The 18613-nt window shown below is 29.1% G+C and carries 20 protein-coding genes; 3 read left to right on the forward strand and 17 right to left on the reverse strand.

The features are described 5' to 3' along the window. Positions 1 to 139 precede the first annotated feature (139 nt). From ARA56_RS14115 to ARA56_RS14150, 8 genes are all read right to left on the reverse strand, one after another. Positions 140 to 838 carry a LiaF transmembrane domain-containing protein gene (locus tag ARA56_RS14115; protein ID WP_055267789.1) on the reverse strand — a complete coding sequence of 233 codons (699 nt, stop codon included), beginning with the start codon at positions 836 to 838 and terminating at the stop codon, positions 140 to 142. A 1-nt stretch (position 839) separates the two neighbouring features. Next, entirely contained in the window at positions 840 to 1295 is a 456-nt protein-coding gene (locus tag ARA56_RS14120; RefSeq protein ID WP_055267791.1) for a LytTR family DNA-binding domain-containing protein, read from the reverse strand. Positions 1296 to 1431: 136 nt separating this feature from the next. Continuing rightward, entirely contained in the window at positions 1432 to 2160 is a 729-nt protein-coding gene (locus ARA56_RS14125) for a MurR/RpiR family transcriptional regulator (RefSeq protein ID WP_055267793.1), read from the reverse strand. Positions 2161 to 2349: 189 nt separating this feature from the next. Beyond that, positions 2350 to 3243, reverse strand: coding sequence for an ROK family protein (locus ARA56_RS14130; protein WP_055267795.1), 894 nt, complete (start codon positions 3241 to 3243; stop codon positions 2350 to 2352). A gap of 194 nt (positions 3244 to 3437) precedes the next feature. Beyond that, positions 3438 to 4037: an RDD family protein gene (locus ARA56_RS14135; RefSeq protein ID WP_055267797.1), complete on the reverse strand. Its 600-nt coding sequence runs from the start codon at positions 4035 to 4037 to the stop codon at positions 3438 to 3440. Positions 4038 to 4070: 33 nt separating this feature from the next. Further along, positions 4071 to 5483: a 6-phospho-beta-glucosidase gene (locus tag ARA56_RS14140; protein WP_055267799.1), complete on the reverse strand. Its 1413-nt coding sequence runs from the start codon at positions 5481 to 5483 to the stop codon at positions 4071 to 4073. Then, positions 5483 to 6829, reverse strand: coding sequence for a PTS sugar transporter subunit IIC (locus ARA56_RS14145; protein WP_207642912.1), 1347 nt, complete (start codon positions 6827 to 6829; stop codon positions 5483 to 5485). The genes ARA56_RS14140 and ARA56_RS14145 overlap by 1 nt, the downstream gene beginning before the upstream one ends. 212 nt (positions 6830 to 7041) lie before the next feature. After that, positions 7042 to 7755, reverse strand: a complete 714-nt coding sequence (locus ARA56_RS14150; RefSeq protein ID WP_055267801.1) for a MurR/RpiR family transcriptional regulator — start codon at positions 7753 to 7755, stop codon at positions 7042 to 7044. Positions 7756 to 8055: 300 nt separating this feature from the next. Here ARA56_RS14150 and ARA56_RS14155 point away from each other — a divergent pair, with 300 nt between their 5' ends. Together ARA56_RS14155 and ARA56_RS14160 are read left to right on the forward strand one after the other, a co-directional pair. Further along, a complete protein-coding gene (locus ARA56_RS14155; protein WP_055267803.1) occupies positions 8056 to 8682 on the forward strand; it encodes a biliverdin-producing heme oxygenase in 627 nt (208 codons plus the stop codon). Positions 8683 to 8820: 138 nt separating this feature from the next. Next, positions 8821 to 9471: a hypothetical protein gene (locus ARA56_RS14160; RefSeq protein WP_055267805.1), complete on the forward strand. Its 651-nt coding sequence runs from the start codon at positions 8821 to 8823 to the stop codon at positions 9469 to 9471. A gap of 103 nt (positions 9472 to 9574) precedes the next feature. Here the strand turns inward: ARA56_RS14160 and ARA56_RS14165 are convergent, their stop codons facing one another. Continuing rightward, positions 9575 to 10654 (reverse strand): M42 family metallopeptidase, encoded by a 1080-nt coding sequence (locus ARA56_RS14165; protein WP_055267807.1) that lies wholly within the window; start codon positions 10652 to 10654, stop codon positions 9575 to 9577. Between the two features lie 100 nt (positions 10655 to 10754). Next, positions 10755 to 10904, reverse strand: a complete 150-nt coding sequence (locus ARA56_RS16500; protein ID WP_084759044.1) for a YfgJ family double zinc ribbon protein — start codon at positions 10902 to 10904, stop codon at positions 10755 to 10757. Positions 10905 to 11122: 218 nt separating this feature from the next. On the opposite strand from ARA56_RS16500, the gene rbr reads away from it, so the two are divergent. Next, positions 11123 to 11716 (forward strand): rubrerythrin, encoded by a 594-nt coding sequence (rbr, locus tag ARA56_RS14170; RefSeq protein ID WP_055267809.1) that lies wholly within the window; start codon positions 11123 to 11125, stop codon positions 11714 to 11716. Between the two features lie 58 nt (positions 11717 to 11774). On the opposite strand, the gene ARA56_RS14175 is transcribed toward rbr, so the two are convergent. The 7 genes from ARA56_RS14175 to ARA56_RS14205 all read right to left on the reverse strand — a co-directional run bounded on the left by ARA56_RS14175 (position 11775) and on the right by ARA56_RS14205 (position 18597). Continuing rightward, complete coding sequence (locus ARA56_RS14175) at positions 11775 to 11990, reverse strand: hypothetical protein (protein WP_055267811.1); 216 nt, start codon at positions 11988 to 11990, stop codon at positions 11775 to 11777. Between the two features lie 50 nt (positions 11991 to 12040). Next, positions 12041 to 13444 (reverse strand): MATE family efflux transporter, encoded by a 1404-nt coding sequence (locus ARA56_RS14180; protein ID WP_055267813.1) that lies wholly within the window; start codon positions 13442 to 13444, stop codon positions 12041 to 12043. 173 nt (positions 13445 to 13617) lie between these two features. After that, positions 13618 to 14868: an MFS transporter gene (locus ARA56_RS14185; protein WP_055267815.1), complete on the reverse strand. Its 1251-nt coding sequence runs from the start codon at positions 14866 to 14868 to the stop codon at positions 13618 to 13620. After that, positions 14858 to 15658, reverse strand: a complete 801-nt coding sequence (locus ARA56_RS14190) for an ABC transporter ATP-binding protein (RefSeq protein ID WP_055267817.1) — start codon at positions 15656 to 15658, stop codon at positions 14858 to 14860. Before ARA56_RS14190 ends, ARA56_RS14185 begins: the two co-directional genes overlap by 11 nt. Before the next feature lie 2 nt (positions 15659 to 15660). Next, the gene (locus ARA56_RS14195; protein WP_055267819.1) at positions 15661 to 16668 is read right to left on the reverse strand and encodes a FecCD family ABC transporter permease; all 1008 of its coding nucleotides are present in this window, start codon (positions 16666 to 16668) and stop codon (positions 15661 to 15663) included. Then, the gene (locus ARA56_RS14200) at positions 16668 to 17660 is read right to left on the reverse strand and encodes a FecCD family ABC transporter permease (RefSeq protein WP_055267821.1); all 993 of its coding nucleotides are present in this window, start codon (positions 17658 to 17660) and stop codon (positions 16668 to 16670) included. The genes ARA56_RS14195 and ARA56_RS14200 overlap by 1 nt, the downstream gene beginning before the upstream one ends. Further along, the gene (locus ARA56_RS14205; protein WP_055267823.1) at positions 17647 to 18597 is read right to left on the reverse strand and encodes an iron-hydroxamate ABC transporter substrate-binding protein; all 951 of its coding nucleotides are present in this window, start codon (positions 18595 to 18597) and stop codon (positions 17647 to 17649) included. The genes ARA56_RS14200 and ARA56_RS14205 overlap by 14 nt, the downstream gene beginning before the upstream one ends. Positions 18598 to 18613: the final 16 nt, after the last annotated feature.

Below are 18613 nucleotides of genomic sequence, written 5' to 3' on the forward strand. Positions count from 1 at the left end.
TTATAATATAATAAGTAAATAAAGGTTGTCTTATTGGACAACCTTTATTATGTATCAAATCAACAATTTAATCTAACAGAGCCAAAATTAAAAATATTAAAAAAGAAAAACGACAATAAATATTGTCGCCTTTAATAAATTAAATATAGAAAATTTCTACTCCTGCAAAACTTATACCACCTATTAAAGTTAATGTATTAGTTTTGACTGCATCTATTCTATTTTTCTCTTCAACAGCTCCAAAAGAAGCACTTGTGTTATTTATAACATTCCATCCTCTTGGTATATATAGTTGCATTCCAGCAAAAGATACATCAATCTTAACCACTGCATTTTCTTTTTCCATTATAGCATTATCAAAATATACATTCATACTTCCAAAGGAACACTTAAGATTAGCATATTCAAATTTATCTGTATTTATATACTTTATACTACTCCCAAATGATGTTTCTAACTTTATATGTCCTTCATCTTCTATATCAATAGTCTCTGTTGCGTTTCCATCCCATTTATAATTAGCTTTATCCCATTTAGGTTTTTTATTAAAAATTAATGATAATCCTATACTTCCAAGTAAAGCTACAAATAAAATTGTCCATGGAGTAATAGCCGTAATTCCAAGCTTGTCATCATATATTATTCCTATAAAAGCTAATGGAAATAATATACCTGGAAAACTAAGCTTTATAATACTCTTTAAAATTATTGCTACCAATAAAATTGTAAATAGTAAACTAAAAATATTTATATCTGAAAAATATCCTAATTTACTTACAAGCAAAAATACTGCTCCAAGTAAAAGAAATACCCCCCAGAATATTCTATCGCTCTTCATCCTATCTCCTCTTTTCTAATAATTTAAATTGTAATACTTTATAATAATGTCTTGATACGAATACTTTTTTATGTGTGTTTTGAAATTCTACTATACTTGCAGATGTTATATTTCTTGTTATTGAGTAAATATGATTAGTATTTAGAATTGTTGATTTAGAAACTCTTAAAAAATTATTTGGTAAAATCTCTTCTAATTCATAAAGTTTATACTTTACCGAATATACGTCATTAATGGTATGTGCACTTATACTACTTTCTTCAGTTTCAAAAAATAAAATTTCATCTAAAGAAATATAATATTCTGTATTTCCCTTATAAAAGATTATTTGCTTACTTTGTGATAATACTTCACCTAGTACCTTCTGTATATTCTTAACCTCATCATTCAATTCACTACATCTGACGATAACTTCATTTTCTTCAATTCTATCATCAACTTCAATTCGTATTCTCATCTCTTCACTCTCCACACTATTAATTATATTCTCCTTAAAATTTCCTGTAAACTGGAATTAGGTAAGTGGTTAATTATTAGATGTAAGAGGTTAGTTTTTTAAAATTAACTGCATATTTTATCTATTGATAGTGCAATTATAACTTTATTAAATTTTGAACTTCATCACTTATACTTTCTATAATATGTATTACTGGAACTTGAGTTGCTGAATTATGAAAGTATTTATCTCTACTATTTGGTACGTAATACCCTATACTATAATCTGCTAAACTTGCAGCTGTAGACATCTCGCTATTGCTAATAACTACAATTTTTATATCTCTAGTCTTTAAGTTCAATATAGCCTTATTAACTTCTTCAGTTTCACCTGATACAGTCAAAATAATTGCTAATGTTTTTGAATCGTAAATATTTTCTACACGCCAGCTCATATCATCAACAAATGCTGTTCTAAAACCTTTACGATTTAATAATAATGCTCCATATTTAGCTATTGCTGAAGATAAGCCTAATCCTAAAAATAATACTTCGTTACTGTTTACTATAGCATTTGCAACTTTCTTTATCTCTAATATTGAATTTTCAGTAGTCGACCTCTGAAAATAATCTAATAGGTAATTTAACTTTTCATCTTTTACTTTTCTATTATTCTCTTCATTGTATCTTAAATGTAGTTTATATTCACTAAATCCATCAAAGCCTAACTTTTTACATACTCTTGTAATCATTGAAGCTGATACATGCAATTCATCTGCTACCTCTTTTAACCTTAAATCTTTAACTTTATTCTTATCCTTATTTAAATGTACATAAATAGAATATTCTAATTCATTAAGTGACTTTACCTTTTCCAAAAGATTCATACTTATTTCATCCCCTACATACTTAAATTTATACTTATGTAAAATACGCTCTAATTTAACATACTCATTTTACCAAATTATAATTAAAATACATAATATATTATTTTAAATGAAGTATTTTCCTGTAGTTGATTAATAAAATAAATAGCTATACAAAGATTGATAAAAATCTTCATATAGCTATTTATATTATTTATATACTTTTTTATAGTTTGCTAAAGCTCCAATTAAGTTAGAATCATTAAAGAATTTACAATTTACTATTTGTACTCTAGGAATTGGAATAGGCATTTTTGAATAAACCTTTTCTAATGATTTATTTATATACTCCATAAGAATTGGCTGTCTACTTATTCCACCACCGATAGCAATTTTTTCTGGATCTACAGTAGCTTGGATATTCCATAGTCCCATTGCTACTATATCACAATAATCACTTAGAGCTTTTAAAGCAGCTTTATCACCATTATTACAGAATTCAAATGCCTTAATTCCATCTAACTCTTCAGCCTTTAATCCTTTCTCTTTTGCAATCATAGAGACTAATGTAAATGCACTGTTCTCAACTGCCCATTTACTATTAAACCCTTCATAATCTCTCCAATTAGTTGAAAAATAGCTGAACTCTCCAGCAAACCCATTACTTCCAGTTAAAACATTATCCCCAATGGTAACTCCACCACCGATTCCAGTACCAATGATACATACAGCACCTACACTTGTCCCTTTTAAGCTTCCGTAAGTTACTTCACATAATGCAGCACATTTTGCATCATTTTCTATTGTAAACCTATCTGTAGTTACAGATTTTAGCTCACTTAATATATCTACACCAAAGTTATATTCTAGCGCACCTGGAATTTGCATCCTATTAGTTTTTCTATTTATTAATCCAGGTAAAGACATTGCTATTCCATCAATCTGTCCTTTATATTTTTCATAAATTCCCTTTATGACTTGCTTAAAATTTTCTAATGAATCTAATGGCGTTTTTTCACTTCCCTTTTCTAACATTTCTAATTCGTCATTCATTAGAGAATACTTTATAGCACTACCTCCAACATCAAATACTAAATACTTCATACCCTAATCCTCTCCCAATTATATTTTCATTATTATATTTATGTTTCCTATTATAAAATTAGACAAAACAATCTATTCAATAATCAATATTTACATATAATTTTTACTTTATTATTAATTTAAAGACCCTGAAAAGAATATAAATCAGACGTTAAACTTAACCCCTGATTTATATATTTTGTATTTTTAAATTTTTATGCTACGCTCAATTCTGGTGAATTTTCAGTTACAACTCTAGTATTTATTATAATGTCGTGCAAAGCTCTTCTTGACTTAAACATTATAACTAGTAGTGCTGAAAAGACTGTTATAACTATACCTATAGTATTATATATACTTACAATATTTGCTCCAGTAACTTCATTAATTACTTGATGTAACATATTACTTGAAGTATAAAGACTTCCTTCTAATAAAAGAATAATAACAAATTGTCTAATAAATAATTGCTTTTTTGAAGCTTGAGTATAATCATTATTTACTATTCTTAACTTCATTATTTTCTTTCCTAATGTTTGTCCATTATTTATAAACATAGGTACATATACATAGTAAAGTGCAGCTACCATGAATGATGCAAGTCCAATTATTATATTTAAAGGATATTCAAATATATTTATGTTTTGCTCTATAATCCCTATATTGCCATTATTCATAGCTGTATAAGTTAAAATAATTGGTAATGAAGTTAGTATTCCACCAATATACCAATCTATCATATATGATATAAATCTTCTGAAAAATCCTACATTATTTGGCTTATCAAATTTTAATTTTAATATTAATTCTTTCATGGTAACTCCTTTGTCAATTTTTCTATCTAAATACTATAGCTCTTCACCATTTGAAGCTATAACATTTTTATACCAATTAAATGATTCCTTTTTAGATCTTCTTAAAGTACCTTCACCTTTATTGTTTTTATCTACATGAATGAACCCATAACGTTTTTCCATCTCACCAGTACCATAAGAAACAACATCTATGCATCCCCAAACAGTATATCCAATAACATCAACGCCATCTTCATCTACCGCTTTCTTTAATTGCTCAATATGCTTTCTTAAGTATTCTACACGATAATCATCATGATATTTTCCATCTTCACTTAATTTATCATAAGCACCAAATCCATTTTCAACTATAAATAGAGGTACTTGATATCTTTCATAAAGAACATTTAAAGAGTATCTTAATCCTACTGGATCAATTGGCCAACCCCAATCACTTGACTTAATATAAGGATTTTGAACAGCTCCTTTAACCCCAGCCATTATTGTATCTTCACCAGTTTTAGTCGTTGCTGACATATAATATGAGAATCCGATGTAATCTACACATCCATTTCTTAATATTTCATCATCACCTGGTTCCATAACAATATTTAAGTTATTCTTTTCCCAGAACTTTTTAGTGTATGATGGATAATAACCTCTTACCATTACATCTGTGAACATATATCTTTGATGCATTTGCTCTACTGCTTGCATAACATCATCTGGATTACAAGAATAAGGATATACAGGTACACATGCTAGCATACATCCAATTTTAAAGTTAGGATTTATCTTTTTACCTTCAGCAACTGCTAAAGCACTTGCTATAAACTCATGATGAACAACTTGATACATAAGCTCTTCACGATTATCATCTTCCTTAAATCTAACTCCAGAACAAGTATATATACCAAATTCATTTTCAACTGCAGTTTGATTATTTATTTCATTGAATGTCATCCAATATTCAACTTTATCTTTATATCTTTCAAAACATACTTTTGCAAATCTAACAAAGAAATCAATACATTTACGATTTCTAAATCCGCCATATTGCTTTACAAGATTATATGGCATCTCAAAATGAGATAATGTAATAACTGGTTTTATTCCATTTTTTAATAATTCATCAAATAAATCATCATAGAATTTTAACCCTTCTTCATTTGGTTCTAATTCATCTCCATTAGGGAATATTCTTGCCCATGAAATTGAAGTTCTAAAGCACTTGAATCCCATTTCTGCAAATAGTGCAACATCTTCTTTATAATGATGATAAAAATCAATTGCTTCATGGTTAGGGTATATTTCTCCTTCTACGACTCCATCTGTAATTCTTCTATGAATACCATTGCCTCCAACTGTCATTACGTCTGCTATAGATAATCCTTTACCACCAGCATTATATCCGCCTTCTAGTTGGTGTGCAGCAACAGCTCCACCCCATAAGAAATTTTTATCCATTAAACTACTTCCTCCACTTCTAGGTCATCATCTTTTTGTGCAGCTTTTGCACTAACCATTACGAATGGCATATAAATAAGTGTACTTACCCCTAAACATAAAATACCTATTAATAATGATAAGAAGTTATTAGCTCCTGACCCTAAGAAAGGTATTAAGAATCCAGGTGTTGTCCATGCAACACTATATGCTACAGGTGGTATAATTTCAAATACTGCTACACATAAATATCCAATAATATTACATACAACTGGTGCTAATATAAATGGTATTACGTAAATTGGATTCATAACTATTGGTAATCCAAATATAATTGGTTCATTTATATTAAATAACCCTGGAGCAAGTGCCATCTTACTAATTTCATATTGTGCTTTATTTTTTCTACCTACAAGGAATATTGCTAAAATTAATCCTAGTGTTGCACCAGATCCTCCAATATTACCAAATGCATCATTTATTGATCCCCAGTTTACTGGATAAGGAGCTCCCCATGCAGTCCCAGCTGCTACTGTATATTCTAAATTAATAAGACCTTGTTCTGCGAATATAATTGATCTTAATGCACTTAAAGTATTTGGTCCATGGATACCTAAAACCCATAATAATTGTTGAACTACTACAAAGGTTAAGATTGTTCCCATTGAGCTTCCTAAAGATTGTAATGGTGCTTGTATTACATTATAAACTAGTGCTTGTATACCATCTGGTGTAACCTTTAAGAATATGAAGTTAGCTAAACCTGCTAAACCTAAAACCATTATTATAGGTATTAATAAGTTAAATGATTTTGATACAGCTGGTGGAACCATTTCTGGCATCGCAATACGTAATCTTTTATTTTTACTTAATCTAGTTATAAGTTCTCCTACAACTAAACCTACTAATAAAGAAACGAATAATCCTTGTGCTCCAAAGTAAGTAGTGCTTAAACCTGAACCACCATTTACAAATTCTTGAGCAGTTGGATACATTATAAAGTAACATGAAAGAGATGTTATACCTGATAATAACTTATCTCCACCCATGTTTCCAGCTAATTCATAAGCTGTAAGAAACGCTATAATAATTGCAAGGATACTAGTAGTACCATTTATAATAGGAGTAAATATTGCTTGATAATCTGCTAAATTGGGAATTAACTTATCTAAGTGAAGTATACTTGCAACGAATCCATCTGGTGATAATAAAACGTAGTTGATTAATATAACTAATGAACCTCCCATTGTAAGTGGGAATGATAATGTAAATGCATCACGTACAGCAGCAACGTGTCTTTGTCCATTAAGCTTTGTTGCTAATGGAACGAAATACTTTTCCATAAATGCTTGGAATTTTTCCATCATATTTTATTTCAATCCTTTCTTTGATAAAGATTTTAAAATATATTTGGCCAACCAAAATTAATTAATTATTAATTATAACTTGAATCGATTTCAAAAATAATTATATCAATTGTGAATAAAATTTGAATAACTTTGGGAGTTCTATAAAAAGTAATCATCTTATGTTTTTTTGTCAAAAATAAAAAACATAGCGTTTTTTATTTAGCTATGTCTTAATTACTTAATATTCTACTTAAATTTTCAATTATTCCTATAGCAGGCATTTGGGTAGTTATATCTATAAACTCATTATAAACAGACTCAATATAATACGGGATTGTAACATCAGACATTCTAGAAAGGGTACAATTCTCAGTTGTAGCTATTACAATAATCTTACATCCTAGCTTTTTAAACTCCTTGACTTCCCTAATAATTTCTGGTGTTTCTCCAGATACTGATAAAACTATTATAGTAGACTTTGCACCTAAATAACCAACTCTTAGATATGGGTCATTTATAGCTAACGAAAACTTCCCAATACTTGAAAATAACCTTGCTCCATATTGAGCTATAATACCTGAATTCCCTATCCCTATGAATATAACATTATCACTATTTCTTAAAATATTAATGGCGCATTCAAATTTACCTTTATAAAATGTTGAATCAAATTTATCTAAACATTTTATGACTTCCTTAAAATCATACTTATTCTCTTTGCTTTTTTCTTTCTTTTCCTTTACCTTATATGCATATTTAAAACTACTATAATTAGGATATCCTATCTTCTTGATAAAATTTAATATAGTCGTTGTTGATACTGATACTTCATCAGCTACTTCTCTTATTGTCATATAAGGAAATTTATCGCTATTTTTATTTATATAATCATATATTCTCATTTCTTTTTCACTAAAATATTTAATTACCTCAGGTTTTATCATTTTTAACTCCTATCTTCACACATAAGTATATATTTCACTCTAGATATTATGTATATATTTTACCTAATATTTAAATTATTCTAAATATAATTTTTTACTCAGTATTCACGCTTAAAACTTATACTAATTGTTAAGTTATGTAACCCAATAGAAAATACTAAGAATTTAAGAGAAATCACGAGTATATCAGACTATTTTAATCAGAATTAATCTTTTCATCAGTTATGATATTTGATAATTATTATCTAATGATATATATTATCAATTAAATAATAATATAATATACTCGAGGTGATAGAAATGAAATTTATGATGGATATTAAAGAAAAGACTTCACTATTACATAGTGCAGCAGAAAATACAGGATATATAAAAAAATTAATGGATGGAACTGCTTCTGTTGAAGGATATGCTGAATATATCTTTAACTTAGAAAGAATGTATAGAGCAATTGAAGTAGCTTTAGATAAAAATGAAAATAATGAAATAGTTAAACCTTTTGTTACTAAAGAATTATATCGTTCTGAACTTATGAGAAAGGATTTAGAATTCCTTTTAGGTGATAAGCTAGATTCAATGAAACTTCTTGCTTCTACTGAAGCTTGTGTTGCTAAAATTGAAGAGTTATCAGAAAAAAGCCCTGAGCTTGTTGTAGCTTATGCTTATACAAGATTTTTAGCTGACTTATTTGGTGGTAGAACATTCTTATCTCTATTAAGTACAAGCTATAATATATCTGCTGAAGGATTAAACTACTATCGATTCCCTGAAATTACTGATTTAAGAGGATATGTTATGAAATATCACAAAATGTTAGCTGATATTAATCTTACAGAGGAAAAGAAAATTGACTTTATAAATGAAGTAAATAATGCTTATATTTATAACTTAGCAATATCAAATGAATTAGATGCTAAATTAAAATAGTATCCTATTTTATATTATTTGCACCCCTCATTATATATAAGCTCTAATTAAATAAAAAATATATATTAATTATGTATACTTCTATTCAAATTTAAAAAAACTAAAATTGAAATCTAATTATTAAAGGAGTATATATTAATGAAAAAATTATTAATAAACACATTATTTTCACTATTTTTATTATCTTTAATCTTATCACCAACTAAAGTTCAAGCTTTAGAAGATAGAGAATCTAAAGATATACCCTATAATAAAGCTACATGTGAGTTAAGAATGGCAGAAAGGAAACTTTGGATAGACTATGTTTTATGGACTAGAAGCTTTATTGTAAGTGACTTAGACTCACTTGAGGATAAAGGTCCTGTATTAGAAAGACTTCTTAAAAATCAAGATGATATCGGTTCATCAATTAAACCATATTATGGTGAAGAAGCCGGAGATAAACTTGCCACTTTATTGAGAGAACATATAGAACTTGCAGGTCAAGTTGTTGATGCAGCTAAAAACGGAAAGAAAGATGATTTAGAAAAATATAATAAATTATGGTATGAAAATGCTGATCAAATAGCTGACTTTTTAAGTTCTGCTAACCCTAACTACTCAAATCAAACTCTAAAAGATATGCTACATAAGCATCTAGAGTTTGTTACAGCTCAAGCTGTAGCTAGATTAAATGGGGATTGGAGCTCAGATATTATTGCATTTGATAAAGGTGAAGATCACATGATTATGTTCGCTGATATACTTGTTGATGGTATAATTAAGCAATTTCCACAAAAATTCAAATAATTAAATATTGAAACATTAACAATTAACTTTTTATGTTTAATATTTATAAATCAAATAAAATTAGAAGCTATACTTAAATTAATAAGTATAGCTTTTATATTAGTTACTTTCTCATAATCTTGTTAATTGACTCTTCATTTAAATTCTTAATAACTTCTACAGCTAAAGATACAGATGCTTCAATATCTTCCTTTGCGCAGTAATTATAATGACTATGAACATATCTTGATGGAATTCCTAAAACTAAACAAGGAACTGCCTTATTCCCTAAACTTATCTTAGCTGCATCTGTTGAGCCACCACGTCTAACTGCATTTTGATATTTTATAGAATTTTTATCTGCAATATCTTCTGCATATCTTATAAATAAAGGATTTGCTATATATCCTTGATCTAAATTTCTAATTTGAGTACCTTTTTTTAATGCTCCTTGAGATATATTTTTTGAATAATATAAATCATCTGCTGGTGAGCCTTCAAAAACAATTGCTAAATCAGGATTAACTACCTCAGTTGTTATTTGAGCCCCACGAATACCAACCTCTTCTTGTGCTGCAAAAGCACCTACTACATCTACTTCTAAATCTATAATATCTGCTAAAGCCTTTAATGTTTGAATAATACAGAAACACCCTACCCTATTATCAAAAGCCTTTCCAAAACATACACCAGTTTTTTCATTAAAATCAAATTCTACATTTGGTGCTACTGGGTCTCCAACCTTAATTTTAAATATATCTATAACTTCTTCCTTACTACTTGCCCCAACATCAATAAATATATCCTCAATTTCTAATGCATTGCTAGATTTTTCGGCTGCAGTCATAAAATGTGATGGCTTAGAAGTTGTAATACCCCTTATTAATTCACCATCTCTATTTTTTATATAAACAGTATGTGCAGGAATAGTAGTGTTATGCCATCCCCCAAGCTTTACTATACTTAATAACCCATTATCATTTATAGCTTGTACCATAAATCCAACTTCATCAGTATGGGCATCTAACATTACTGTTATCTTTTTGCCACTATTATTTTTTAACTTAGCAAAAACATTATTCATAGCATCATTTTCTACTATCATATCTTTACAATGCTTTTTTATAACCTCTACAACATCATCTTCAAAGCCTGATGGTCCAAATGCATCAGATAATTCTTTTAATACATTTAAATTAATCATTATTTATCCCCCCAAAGTTGCTTTTGTACCCTTTAAAATTAATCCTTATTATTTTCTTAAATTAAATATTTACTATTTAATTTAGATTAATAGATATTAATTATTTTTCTTCTTTAACTTCAGTTTTTGGTTCTGTTAATACAGCCTTACTAGATATTAACTTTTTACACTCATTGCAAAAGTATCCAGTTGAACCACAGCCTCTTATACATTCTATAACCTTACCACAATCTGGACAATAATATGTCATATTAATCACCTCTCTCACTTATATTAAAATTAGCTATAATTTAATATAAATCCCCTTAATTTTACATTACCATATTTTTATTAAATTTCAACATTTTTAATGTCATCTCATTTAGTAAAATTTAGTATAAATCTATATATTCTGTATAAAATATATTTATTACGAATTAATTTTAATACTAAAGTGGATTTCATACTATTGAAAGGAAGGTCGTCTAAATGGTAGATTTTAAAAATAGTAGGACTAAAGAAAATTTAATGAGAGCTTTTGCTGGTGAGAGTCAAGCAAGAAACAGATATACTTTTGCTGCAGATGCTACTAAAAAAGAAGGTTATCAAATTTTACATGACTTATTTATCTATACTGCAAATCAAGAAAAAGCTCATGCTTGGCAGTTTATGAAAAAGCTTAAAGAGCTTTCTGGTCAAGAAATAGAAATAACAGCTACATATCCAGCTGAAGTTGAAAGCAGTACTTTAACATTATTAAAATCAGCAGCAAAACATGAATCTGCTGAACATGATGAAATCTATAAATCTTTTGCAGAAACAGCAAAAGAGGAAGGTTTCATGGATATATATACTTTATTTAATAATATTGCATCAGTTGAAAAAGTTCATTCAGAAAGATTTAATAATTATGCTACTATGCTTGAAAATGGTTCCTTATTTAAAGCAACTAATAAGCTTCAATGGATGTGTACAAATTGCGGATATATTTATGAAGGTGAAAGTGCACCTGCTAAATGTCCTGTATGCGAATACACTCAAGATTATTATATAAGATTTAATGAAAGCCCATTTGAAAAGTAAATAAAATTTAAAATGCTATAGAGTAACATTCATAATCTTAGTTACCCTATAGCATCTTTTATTTTAAAATATTTTTAAGTTGTCTATTTAATAGAAATACATTATCTATTTCATTTAGATTTTCATCATAGTATTTAATTTCTGCACCTGTTATATAACCAACTGTATCTCTATCAAGTACACTACCTTGAATTTTTAATAATTCTTCCTCATTCATAGGTAGGTCTACAATTTTTGTTTCATTATCTCTAGTACATACTATCTTTACTTTCATATATATCATACTCCTTATAAAGTTAGTATGCTTCAATAAATAATCTTTATTTAAACTACTTCTTTATAGTCTAATTGTTTTTTATCAATATTCTTATCTAGCGACTTTAAGAATAATGTAACAAATATCATAGAAATAATCATTCCTATTCCATCTGCAATAGGTGCTGCCCAAAGTATCCCTGTAATCTCCATTTTAATTGGAAGCAATATTACAAGTGGTACAAAGCAAACAATATCTCTAGTTAATGAAATAATTGCTGCTTTAGCTGGTTGGCCAACTGCTTGGAAGAAAATTGATGTCATTTTTATTGTACAAGTAAAAGTAACTAAAGAAAGGAAAATACGGAAAGTCATCTTAGCAAACTCATTATACAACTCTGACTCAGCGCCAAACATTCCAATTATAACTTGTGGACAAAGTTCAAAAATAAGTGTAGCTATAATTCCTACGATTAATGTAGAAATGAATATTATCTTATAAGCTTCTTTTACTCTATTATATTTTTTTGCGCCATAGTTGTATCCAAGAATAGGTTGTCCTCCAAGAACTATACCAACAACAATATTAATAACTATAGTAAATACTTTCATTGCAATACCGATAACTGCAATAGGAATATCTTGACCATACTTAGACACTGACCCATACTTAACAAGCATGATGTTACATACTAATGATATTATAACTATAGACATTTGTGTAATAAAAGTAGATGCCCCTAATTTGATAACATTACTAAATATACAGAAATTCATTTTAAAGCTTTCTAACTTTAATTTGAATGTTTTTGTCTTAAAGAAATAGCTTGCTGAAATTATAAATGAAATTATTTGTCCTATAATAGTTGCGTATGCTGCCCCTTTAATTCCCCATTTAAACACAAAAATAAAGATTGGATCTAAAATGATATTTATAATAGCTCCAACAAGCATAGACGCCATTGAGTATGCAGGGCTTCCATCTGCACGAATAATTGCATTCATCATATTCATAAGCATATATATAGGAATTGCTGCAAGTATTATAACAAAATATTCTCTAGCTAATCCTATGCTTGCACTAGATGCACCAAAAGCAAATAATATTTCATCCTTAAACATAAAACCTATGGCTACAAAAATTAAACTTATAACAAATGTAGCTGTAATACTATTACCTATGCTTTTATGAACATCCTTTGTATCCTTCTTTCCCTGACATATACTTAAATACGCTGCTGCACCATCTCCAAAACACCATGCAAAAGCAACTGCTATAATAGTAATTGGGAATACTATAGTCGTTGATGCATTTCCTAAGTATCCCATTTCACTATTACCAATAAATATTTGATCTACGATATTATATAATGAACTGATAAGTAATGATAAAATACATGGAACAGAAAATTTTAATAATAATTTTGAAATTTTCTCTTCACCTAAAAACTTACTCTCTTCTGATTTTTTCATTTGAACCTCCTAAATTACATAACTGGAGTCTTTTTTAGAAAAGCTACCTGAAACTTATTTTGGCAAAAAAAATATGCGTAGAATCCTGTCCGAATTCTACGCATTTCTGCTGTCGACTTTATAAACATTATCATAAAATTTAAATATATGTCAAGAAAGTTTTTTTAAGAAAATTATGCTAATTCTCTTACATTCCATTTAATAAACAGCATAAGTGCAATGTTTAATATAGCTGTTATACCTAAGATTATACTTATATGTATTCCCATATCTATTACTTGTCCAAATAGTAATTGCCCTGGCGCAACACTTATAGTTGCTACTGCTGTTGAAAAGGCTGATACACGTCCAAGCATATCGCTTCTTACTTCTTTTTGTATAAATGTTAAAGTAAGTACATTTGATAATGCTAAAGATAGCATTATTGCCATGCCCCCAAATGCAAAAAGTCCAGCTAAAGCATAATTATTTATTTTTATAAATCCTAATGTTGCCATTAATATAACACCTATTATCATAGGGAAATATGTATAATGAACTTTTTTCATTGAGAACATTTTTGGCTTAACACTTATAAGGAATCCTCCTAGTATCATACCTAACACACACAGTCCTTCTACTATTCCATAAACCTGTGATGAAAGTCCTAATAATATATTTATAAAATATGGTGCAACTATTGATAATATTGGCACTAAGAAAATATTACAAAATGCATAAGAAGCTATAATTCCTAATATGATTTTCTTTTCTTTCTTTAAGTAAATAAAGCTATTTTTCATATCCACAAATGATTTTTTTACAAAATCCATAGATATTACTTTATCATCTTTATCACAAGATACTTCTTCAACTTTAACTACATCTGGTATATCTAAGAATAATTCCATTACTGCTGATGCTAAGAAACTTACTGCATTTATTATTACTATAAGCTTTATCCCAACAAATCCATAAAGTAACCCTGCCAATATAGGGCCTACAAAATTTACTATTGAACTTACTTGATTTATTATCCCATTTGCTGAAGTTAGCTTTTCCTCTTCTACAATCTGAGGAATTGAAGAAGTTACTGCTGGTCCATATAATGTATAGCAGATTGATAGTATAAACATAACTGTTCCAACTATAAGTTCGCTATCTCTTCCTCTAAGTAATATAAAGGCATATCCTCCAATCAATACTGAGCAGAAAAAATCTAAGTATACCATTATCTTTTTCCTATTTACATTGTCTGAAAGTCTTCCAGCAATAGGTGCACATAAGATATAGGGTATAGTTGATATAGCTAATATCCTAGAAAAAGCAGCTGTACTTCCTGTAAATTCTAACAAGTATAAGGACATACTAAATCTTTGAATAGCATTACCAAAGAGAGATATAATCTGCCCTAGTACTATAATTATAAAGTTTTTATTTTTCATTTATCCCCCTAAAAAGTTCATAATCTATGCATATTGGGTATTCTTTATTTTCACTTTCTGTAAGTTTTGCATCTATACCGTAAATCTTTTTCAAGTTTTCTTTATTAATAACTTCTAAAGGTCTTCCTTGGCAAACAGTCTTTCCTTTTTTAAGACCTATTATGTTATCTGCAAATCTACAAGCATTGTTAAGCTCATGAAGAACTATGACTACTGTAATCTTTTTTTCTTTATTAAGCTTTTGAAGCACTTCTAAAACCTCAAGCTGATAAGACATATCTAAATAAGTTGTAGGTTCATCAAGCATTATAATCTCTGTTTCTTGAGCAAGGGTCATAGCTATCCAAGCTCTTTGTCTCTGTCCACCTGATAAATTTTCAACTTCTCTATCTGCAAATTCACTAAGTCCAGTTTCTTTTATTGCCCAGTCAATAACTTCTTTATCATGGCTATTAAGTCCACCTATCATTTTTTGATGAGGGAATCTTCCAAAGGCTACAAGTTCTCTTACTGTAAGACCGCTTGGACAAACTGGTCCTTGAGGAAGAAATGCAACTTCTTTTGCTATATCCTTTTCCTTAACCTTTTTTATATTTTTATTATTTATGAAAATATCACCTGCTTTAGGCTTATTAATTCTTGATATAGTTTTTAGGAGTGTTGATTTTCCGCATCCATTTGCTCCAATTATTATACTTATCTTTCCCTTTGGTATAGATAAATCCATATCTTGAATTATAGTATTATTTTCATAAGATACTGTTAAATTCTTTACACTAATAGCTTCCATAATTATTTCTCCTTCATCATTAAATAAATAAAATATGGTACTCCAAATATTGACACTGTTATTCCCACTGGAATTTCAATTGGAGAAAATAAATTTCTTGAAACCGCATCAGCAAGAAGAATTATTATAACGCTTATCACCGCTGAAATTACAACGAAATTCTTATGATAAGGCCCAACTAACTTCTTTGCAATATGAGGAGATATAAGTCCTAAAAATCCAATATTTCCTGCAAAGGCTGTTGCTACTCCTGCTAAAATAACTGCAAAGCTTAAAAACTTCTTTCTTTCTTTTTCTAAGTTTAATCCTAAAGATATCCCAATCTCATCTGAAAGATTTAAAACATCTAATTTTTTATGGTTTAGTAAAACTACTACAAACATTAAAAGTACTATTGGGATTATTACCTTTGCATAGCTCCATCCTGAACCCCAAAGACTTCCTGATGTCCATACTAATACCTTATTATAATCTCCAACTCCACCTCTAAAAGTAAAGAAAGTTATAAAAGCATTAAGTCCTGCATTTAATCCAATACCTATTAATAAAAGTCTTTTTGGTCTTATTCCTTTTCTGCTTGATAACATATATATCATAAAGGCTGCAATACCTGCCCCTATTACTGCCATAATAGGTAATACAAATATTGAAAGTCCTCCAAGCTCACTATAATAATTAGCAGTTTGATAAGTGATAAATAATATTGCTGCTACTGATGCTCCTGCATTTATACCTATTATCCCTGTATCCGCTAAATCATTCTTAGTTATAGTTTGAAGTATCGCTCCTGCTGTTGATAATGCAACTGCTACTGATATTCCTACTAACATTCTAGGCAGTCTTATACTTAATATAGCTGTATTTTGAAGCTTAGTTCCATTTCCAAGAAGAGTATTTATAACCTCTAATGGTGAAACCTTATATGTACCCCAGCATAATGTAACTGCAAAGGAGATAACTAATAACGCTAATAAAATTAATAAAGTTATTTTGTATTTTCTTTTTTTCATTATCCCCTCTCCTTTCTAGCTATTGCTATGAAAAATGGTATTCCAATTAATGCTGTAAATACTCCAATTGGAGTTTCATACGGATTAAATAACATTCTAGCTGCAATATCTGCATAAGTTAAAAGAACTGCTCCAAGTAAAAATGAACATGGAATATTTCTTCTATAATCTTCACCTAATAATTTTCTAACTATCTGTGGAACTATAAGTCCAACAAAGGCTATATTTTTACCTACTGCTACTGCTGCCGCACACATTGGTATCATAACCATAAGAGTCATAAACCTTATTTTCTCTGGATTTTGACCAAGACCAATAGCTACATCGTCACCAAGATTTAAAATATTTATCTTTGGTGATAAAACACAAGCTATAATAAGACCTATAATTCCTACAAAAAATACTAATCTAAAATCTGCCCAACTAGCATTTCTGAATCCTCCAGAAACCCAGAAACCTATCATTTGAGATTGGTTTGATAAAAGTCCTATAACTGTAGTTAATGAAATAAAAAAGGTACTCATAGCTGTTCCTGCTAAAAGTATTTTTGCAATAGAATTATTATTGGCTTTTTTTGATATAAATCCTAAGACTATAATTCCAGTTATAAGTGCTCCTATAAAAGAAGCTATCATTACATTAGTTGTAGTTATTGCAATACCTGCTGCATAAAAAATAGCTATTACTAAAGTTGCTCCTTGGCTAACCCCTAATATTGATGGTTCAGCTATTGGGTTTCTTGTAACTCCTTGAATCATAGCACCTGTTACTCCTAGTATCCCTCCTGTTAATAATACAGAAAGAGCTCTTGGAATACGTACATCTCTAACAAGCATTTTTTCTAAAGTTTCACTATAATTAAAGATACTGTCAAAAATGTCCGTAAAAGTAATATGGACGGATCCTAGCCTTACAGCCAGAACCAGTCCTCCTACTAAAAGTAACAAACTACAAATCACAAAGATTATTGTACGCTTCTTACTTTGTTCCATTTAACATTTCACCTATTTCATCTACTAATAATTCTCTTCCGATTGAGCTATATCCTTGGTTAAAGTATGGTGATGAATCTAATACTACTACATGACCTTCTTTAACTGCAGGTAAGTTGTTCCATATTGCATTTGATTCAAGCTGAGCTAAATCTTCAGCAGTTGCTATTAAGAATATATAATCAGCTTTGATTGATGCTAATCCTTCATAAGTTACAACTGGTAAGCTTATATCAGTTTGTTCTGGCATTCCTTCTGGTTTTGCAAGTCCCATATCGTTGTATAATACATCACCAAAACCTGCACCATCAAAGATAAAGAATTGTCCACCACTTGCTAAGAATGAAAGATAAGTTGTATCTTCACCGTATTCTGCTTTAATCTTATCTCCAGCTTCCTTAGCTTTAGTTTCGTAATTTGCTATCCACTCATTTGCAACATCTTCTTTATTGAATACTTCTGCTAAAGCTTTAACATCATCTTTCCAGTTTAAAGCTTCTAATTGAATCATAACTGTTGGAGCAATCTCACTTAATTGGTCATACATCTTCTCTTGAACTGTTGATATAACTATTAAGTCTGGGTTTAAGTTCATAACTGCTTCTACGTCCATAGTATCTTGCATGCTGTAACCTAAAATCTCTGCACCTTTTAATGTTTCTTCTAAGTATGCTGGGAATTTAGTATAATCATAAGCATCACTATTTGCAGTTCCTATAACCTTATATCCTAAAATTGATAAAATATCACTGTTTCCGCTTAAGTCTACTATTCTTTGAGGATCTGCTGGTATTTCTACTTCTCCTCTTACATCTGTAACTGTTACAGTATTTTCTGATACGTTATTAGCTCCATCTTCTGTTTTAGCTCCACATCCCATGAACATTAAAGCTGTAACACAAGAAACTACTAACGTCTTTAATAAATTCTTTTTCATAATTTACCTCCGTATA

The organism is Clostridium disporicum (assembly GCF_001405015.1).
Lineage (GTDB): Bacteria > Bacillota > Clostridia > Clostridiales > Clostridiaceae > Clostridium > Clostridium disporicum_B.

What these genes read in the sequence shown, in the direction of transcription:
- ARA56_RS14115 (WP_055267789.1), bottom strand. Translation starts at nt 838, where the DNA reads ATGAAGAGCGATAGAATATTCTGGGGGGTATTTCTTTTACTTGGAGCA.
- ARA56_RS14120 (WP_055267791.1), bottom strand. Translation starts at nt 1,295, where the DNA reads ATGAGAATACGAATTGAAGTTGATGATAGAATTGAAGAAAATGAAGTT.
- ARA56_RS14125 (WP_055267793.1), bottom strand. Translation starts at nt 2,160, where the DNA reads ATGAATCTTTTGGAAAAGGTAAAGTCACTTAATGAATTAGAATATTCT.
- ARA56_RS14130 (WP_055267795.1), bottom strand. Translation starts at nt 3,243, where the DNA reads ATGAAGTATTTAGTATTTGATGTTGGAGGTAGTGCTATAAAGTATTCT.
- ARA56_RS14135 (WP_055267797.1), bottom strand. Translation starts at nt 4,037, where the DNA reads ATGAAAGAATTAATATTAAAATTAAAATTTGATAAGCCAAATAATGTA.
- ARA56_RS14140 (WP_055267799.1), bottom strand. Translation starts at nt 5,483, where the DNA reads ATGGATAAAAATTTCTTATGGGGTGGAGCTGTTGCTGCACACCAACTA.
- ARA56_RS14145 (WP_207642912.1), bottom strand. Translation starts at nt 6,829, where the DNA reads ATGATGGAAAAATTCCAAGCATTTATGGAAAAGTATTTCGTTCCATTA.
- ARA56_RS14150 (WP_055267801.1), bottom strand. Translation starts at nt 7,755, where the DNA reads ATGATAAAACCTGAGGTAATTAAATATTTTAGTGAAAAAGAAATGAGA.
- ARA56_RS14155 (WP_055267803.1), top strand. Translation starts at nt 8,056, where the DNA reads ATGAAATTTATGATGGATATTAAAGAAAAGACTTCACTATTACATAGT.
- ARA56_RS14160 (WP_055267805.1), top strand. Translation starts at nt 8,821, where the DNA reads ATGAAAAAATTATTAATAAACACATTATTTTCACTATTTTTATTATCT.
- ARA56_RS14165 (WP_055267807.1), bottom strand. Translation starts at nt 10,654, where the DNA reads ATGATTAATTTAAATGTATTAAAAGAATTATCTGATGCATTTGGACCA.
- ARA56_RS16500 (WP_084759044.1), bottom strand. Translation starts at nt 10,904, where the DNA reads ATGACATATTATTGTCCAGATTGTGGTAAGGTTATAGAATGTATAAGA.
- rbr (WP_055267809.1), top strand. Translation starts at nt 11,123, where the DNA reads ATGGTAGATTTTAAAAATAGTAGGACTAAAGAAAATTTAATGAGAGCT.
- ARA56_RS14175 (WP_055267811.1), bottom strand. Translation starts at nt 11,990, where the DNA reads ATGAAAGTAAAGATAGTATGTACTAGAGATAATGAAACAAAAATTGTA.
- ARA56_RS14180 (WP_055267813.1), bottom strand. Translation starts at nt 13,444, where the DNA reads ATGAAAAAATCAGAAGAGAGTAAGTTTTTAGGTGAAGAGAAAATTTCA.
- ARA56_RS14185 (WP_055267815.1), bottom strand. Translation starts at nt 14,868, where the DNA reads ATGAAAAATAAAAACTTTATAATTATAGTACTAGGGCAGATTATATCT.
- ARA56_RS14190 (WP_055267817.1), bottom strand. Translation starts at nt 15,658, where the DNA reads ATGGAAGCTATTAGTGTAAAGAATTTAACAGTATCTTATGAAAATAAT.
- ARA56_RS14195 (WP_055267819.1), bottom strand. Translation starts at nt 16,668, where the DNA reads ATGAAAAAAAGAAAATACAAAATAACTTTATTAATTTTATTAGCGTTA.
- ARA56_RS14200 (WP_055267821.1), bottom strand. Translation starts at nt 17,660, where the DNA reads ATGGAACAAAGTAAGAAGCGTACAATAATCTTTGTGATTTGTAGTTTG.
- ARA56_RS14205 (WP_055267823.1), bottom strand. Translation starts at nt 18,597, where the DNA reads ATGAAAAAGAATTTATTAAAGACGTTAGTAGTTTCTTGTGTTACAGCT.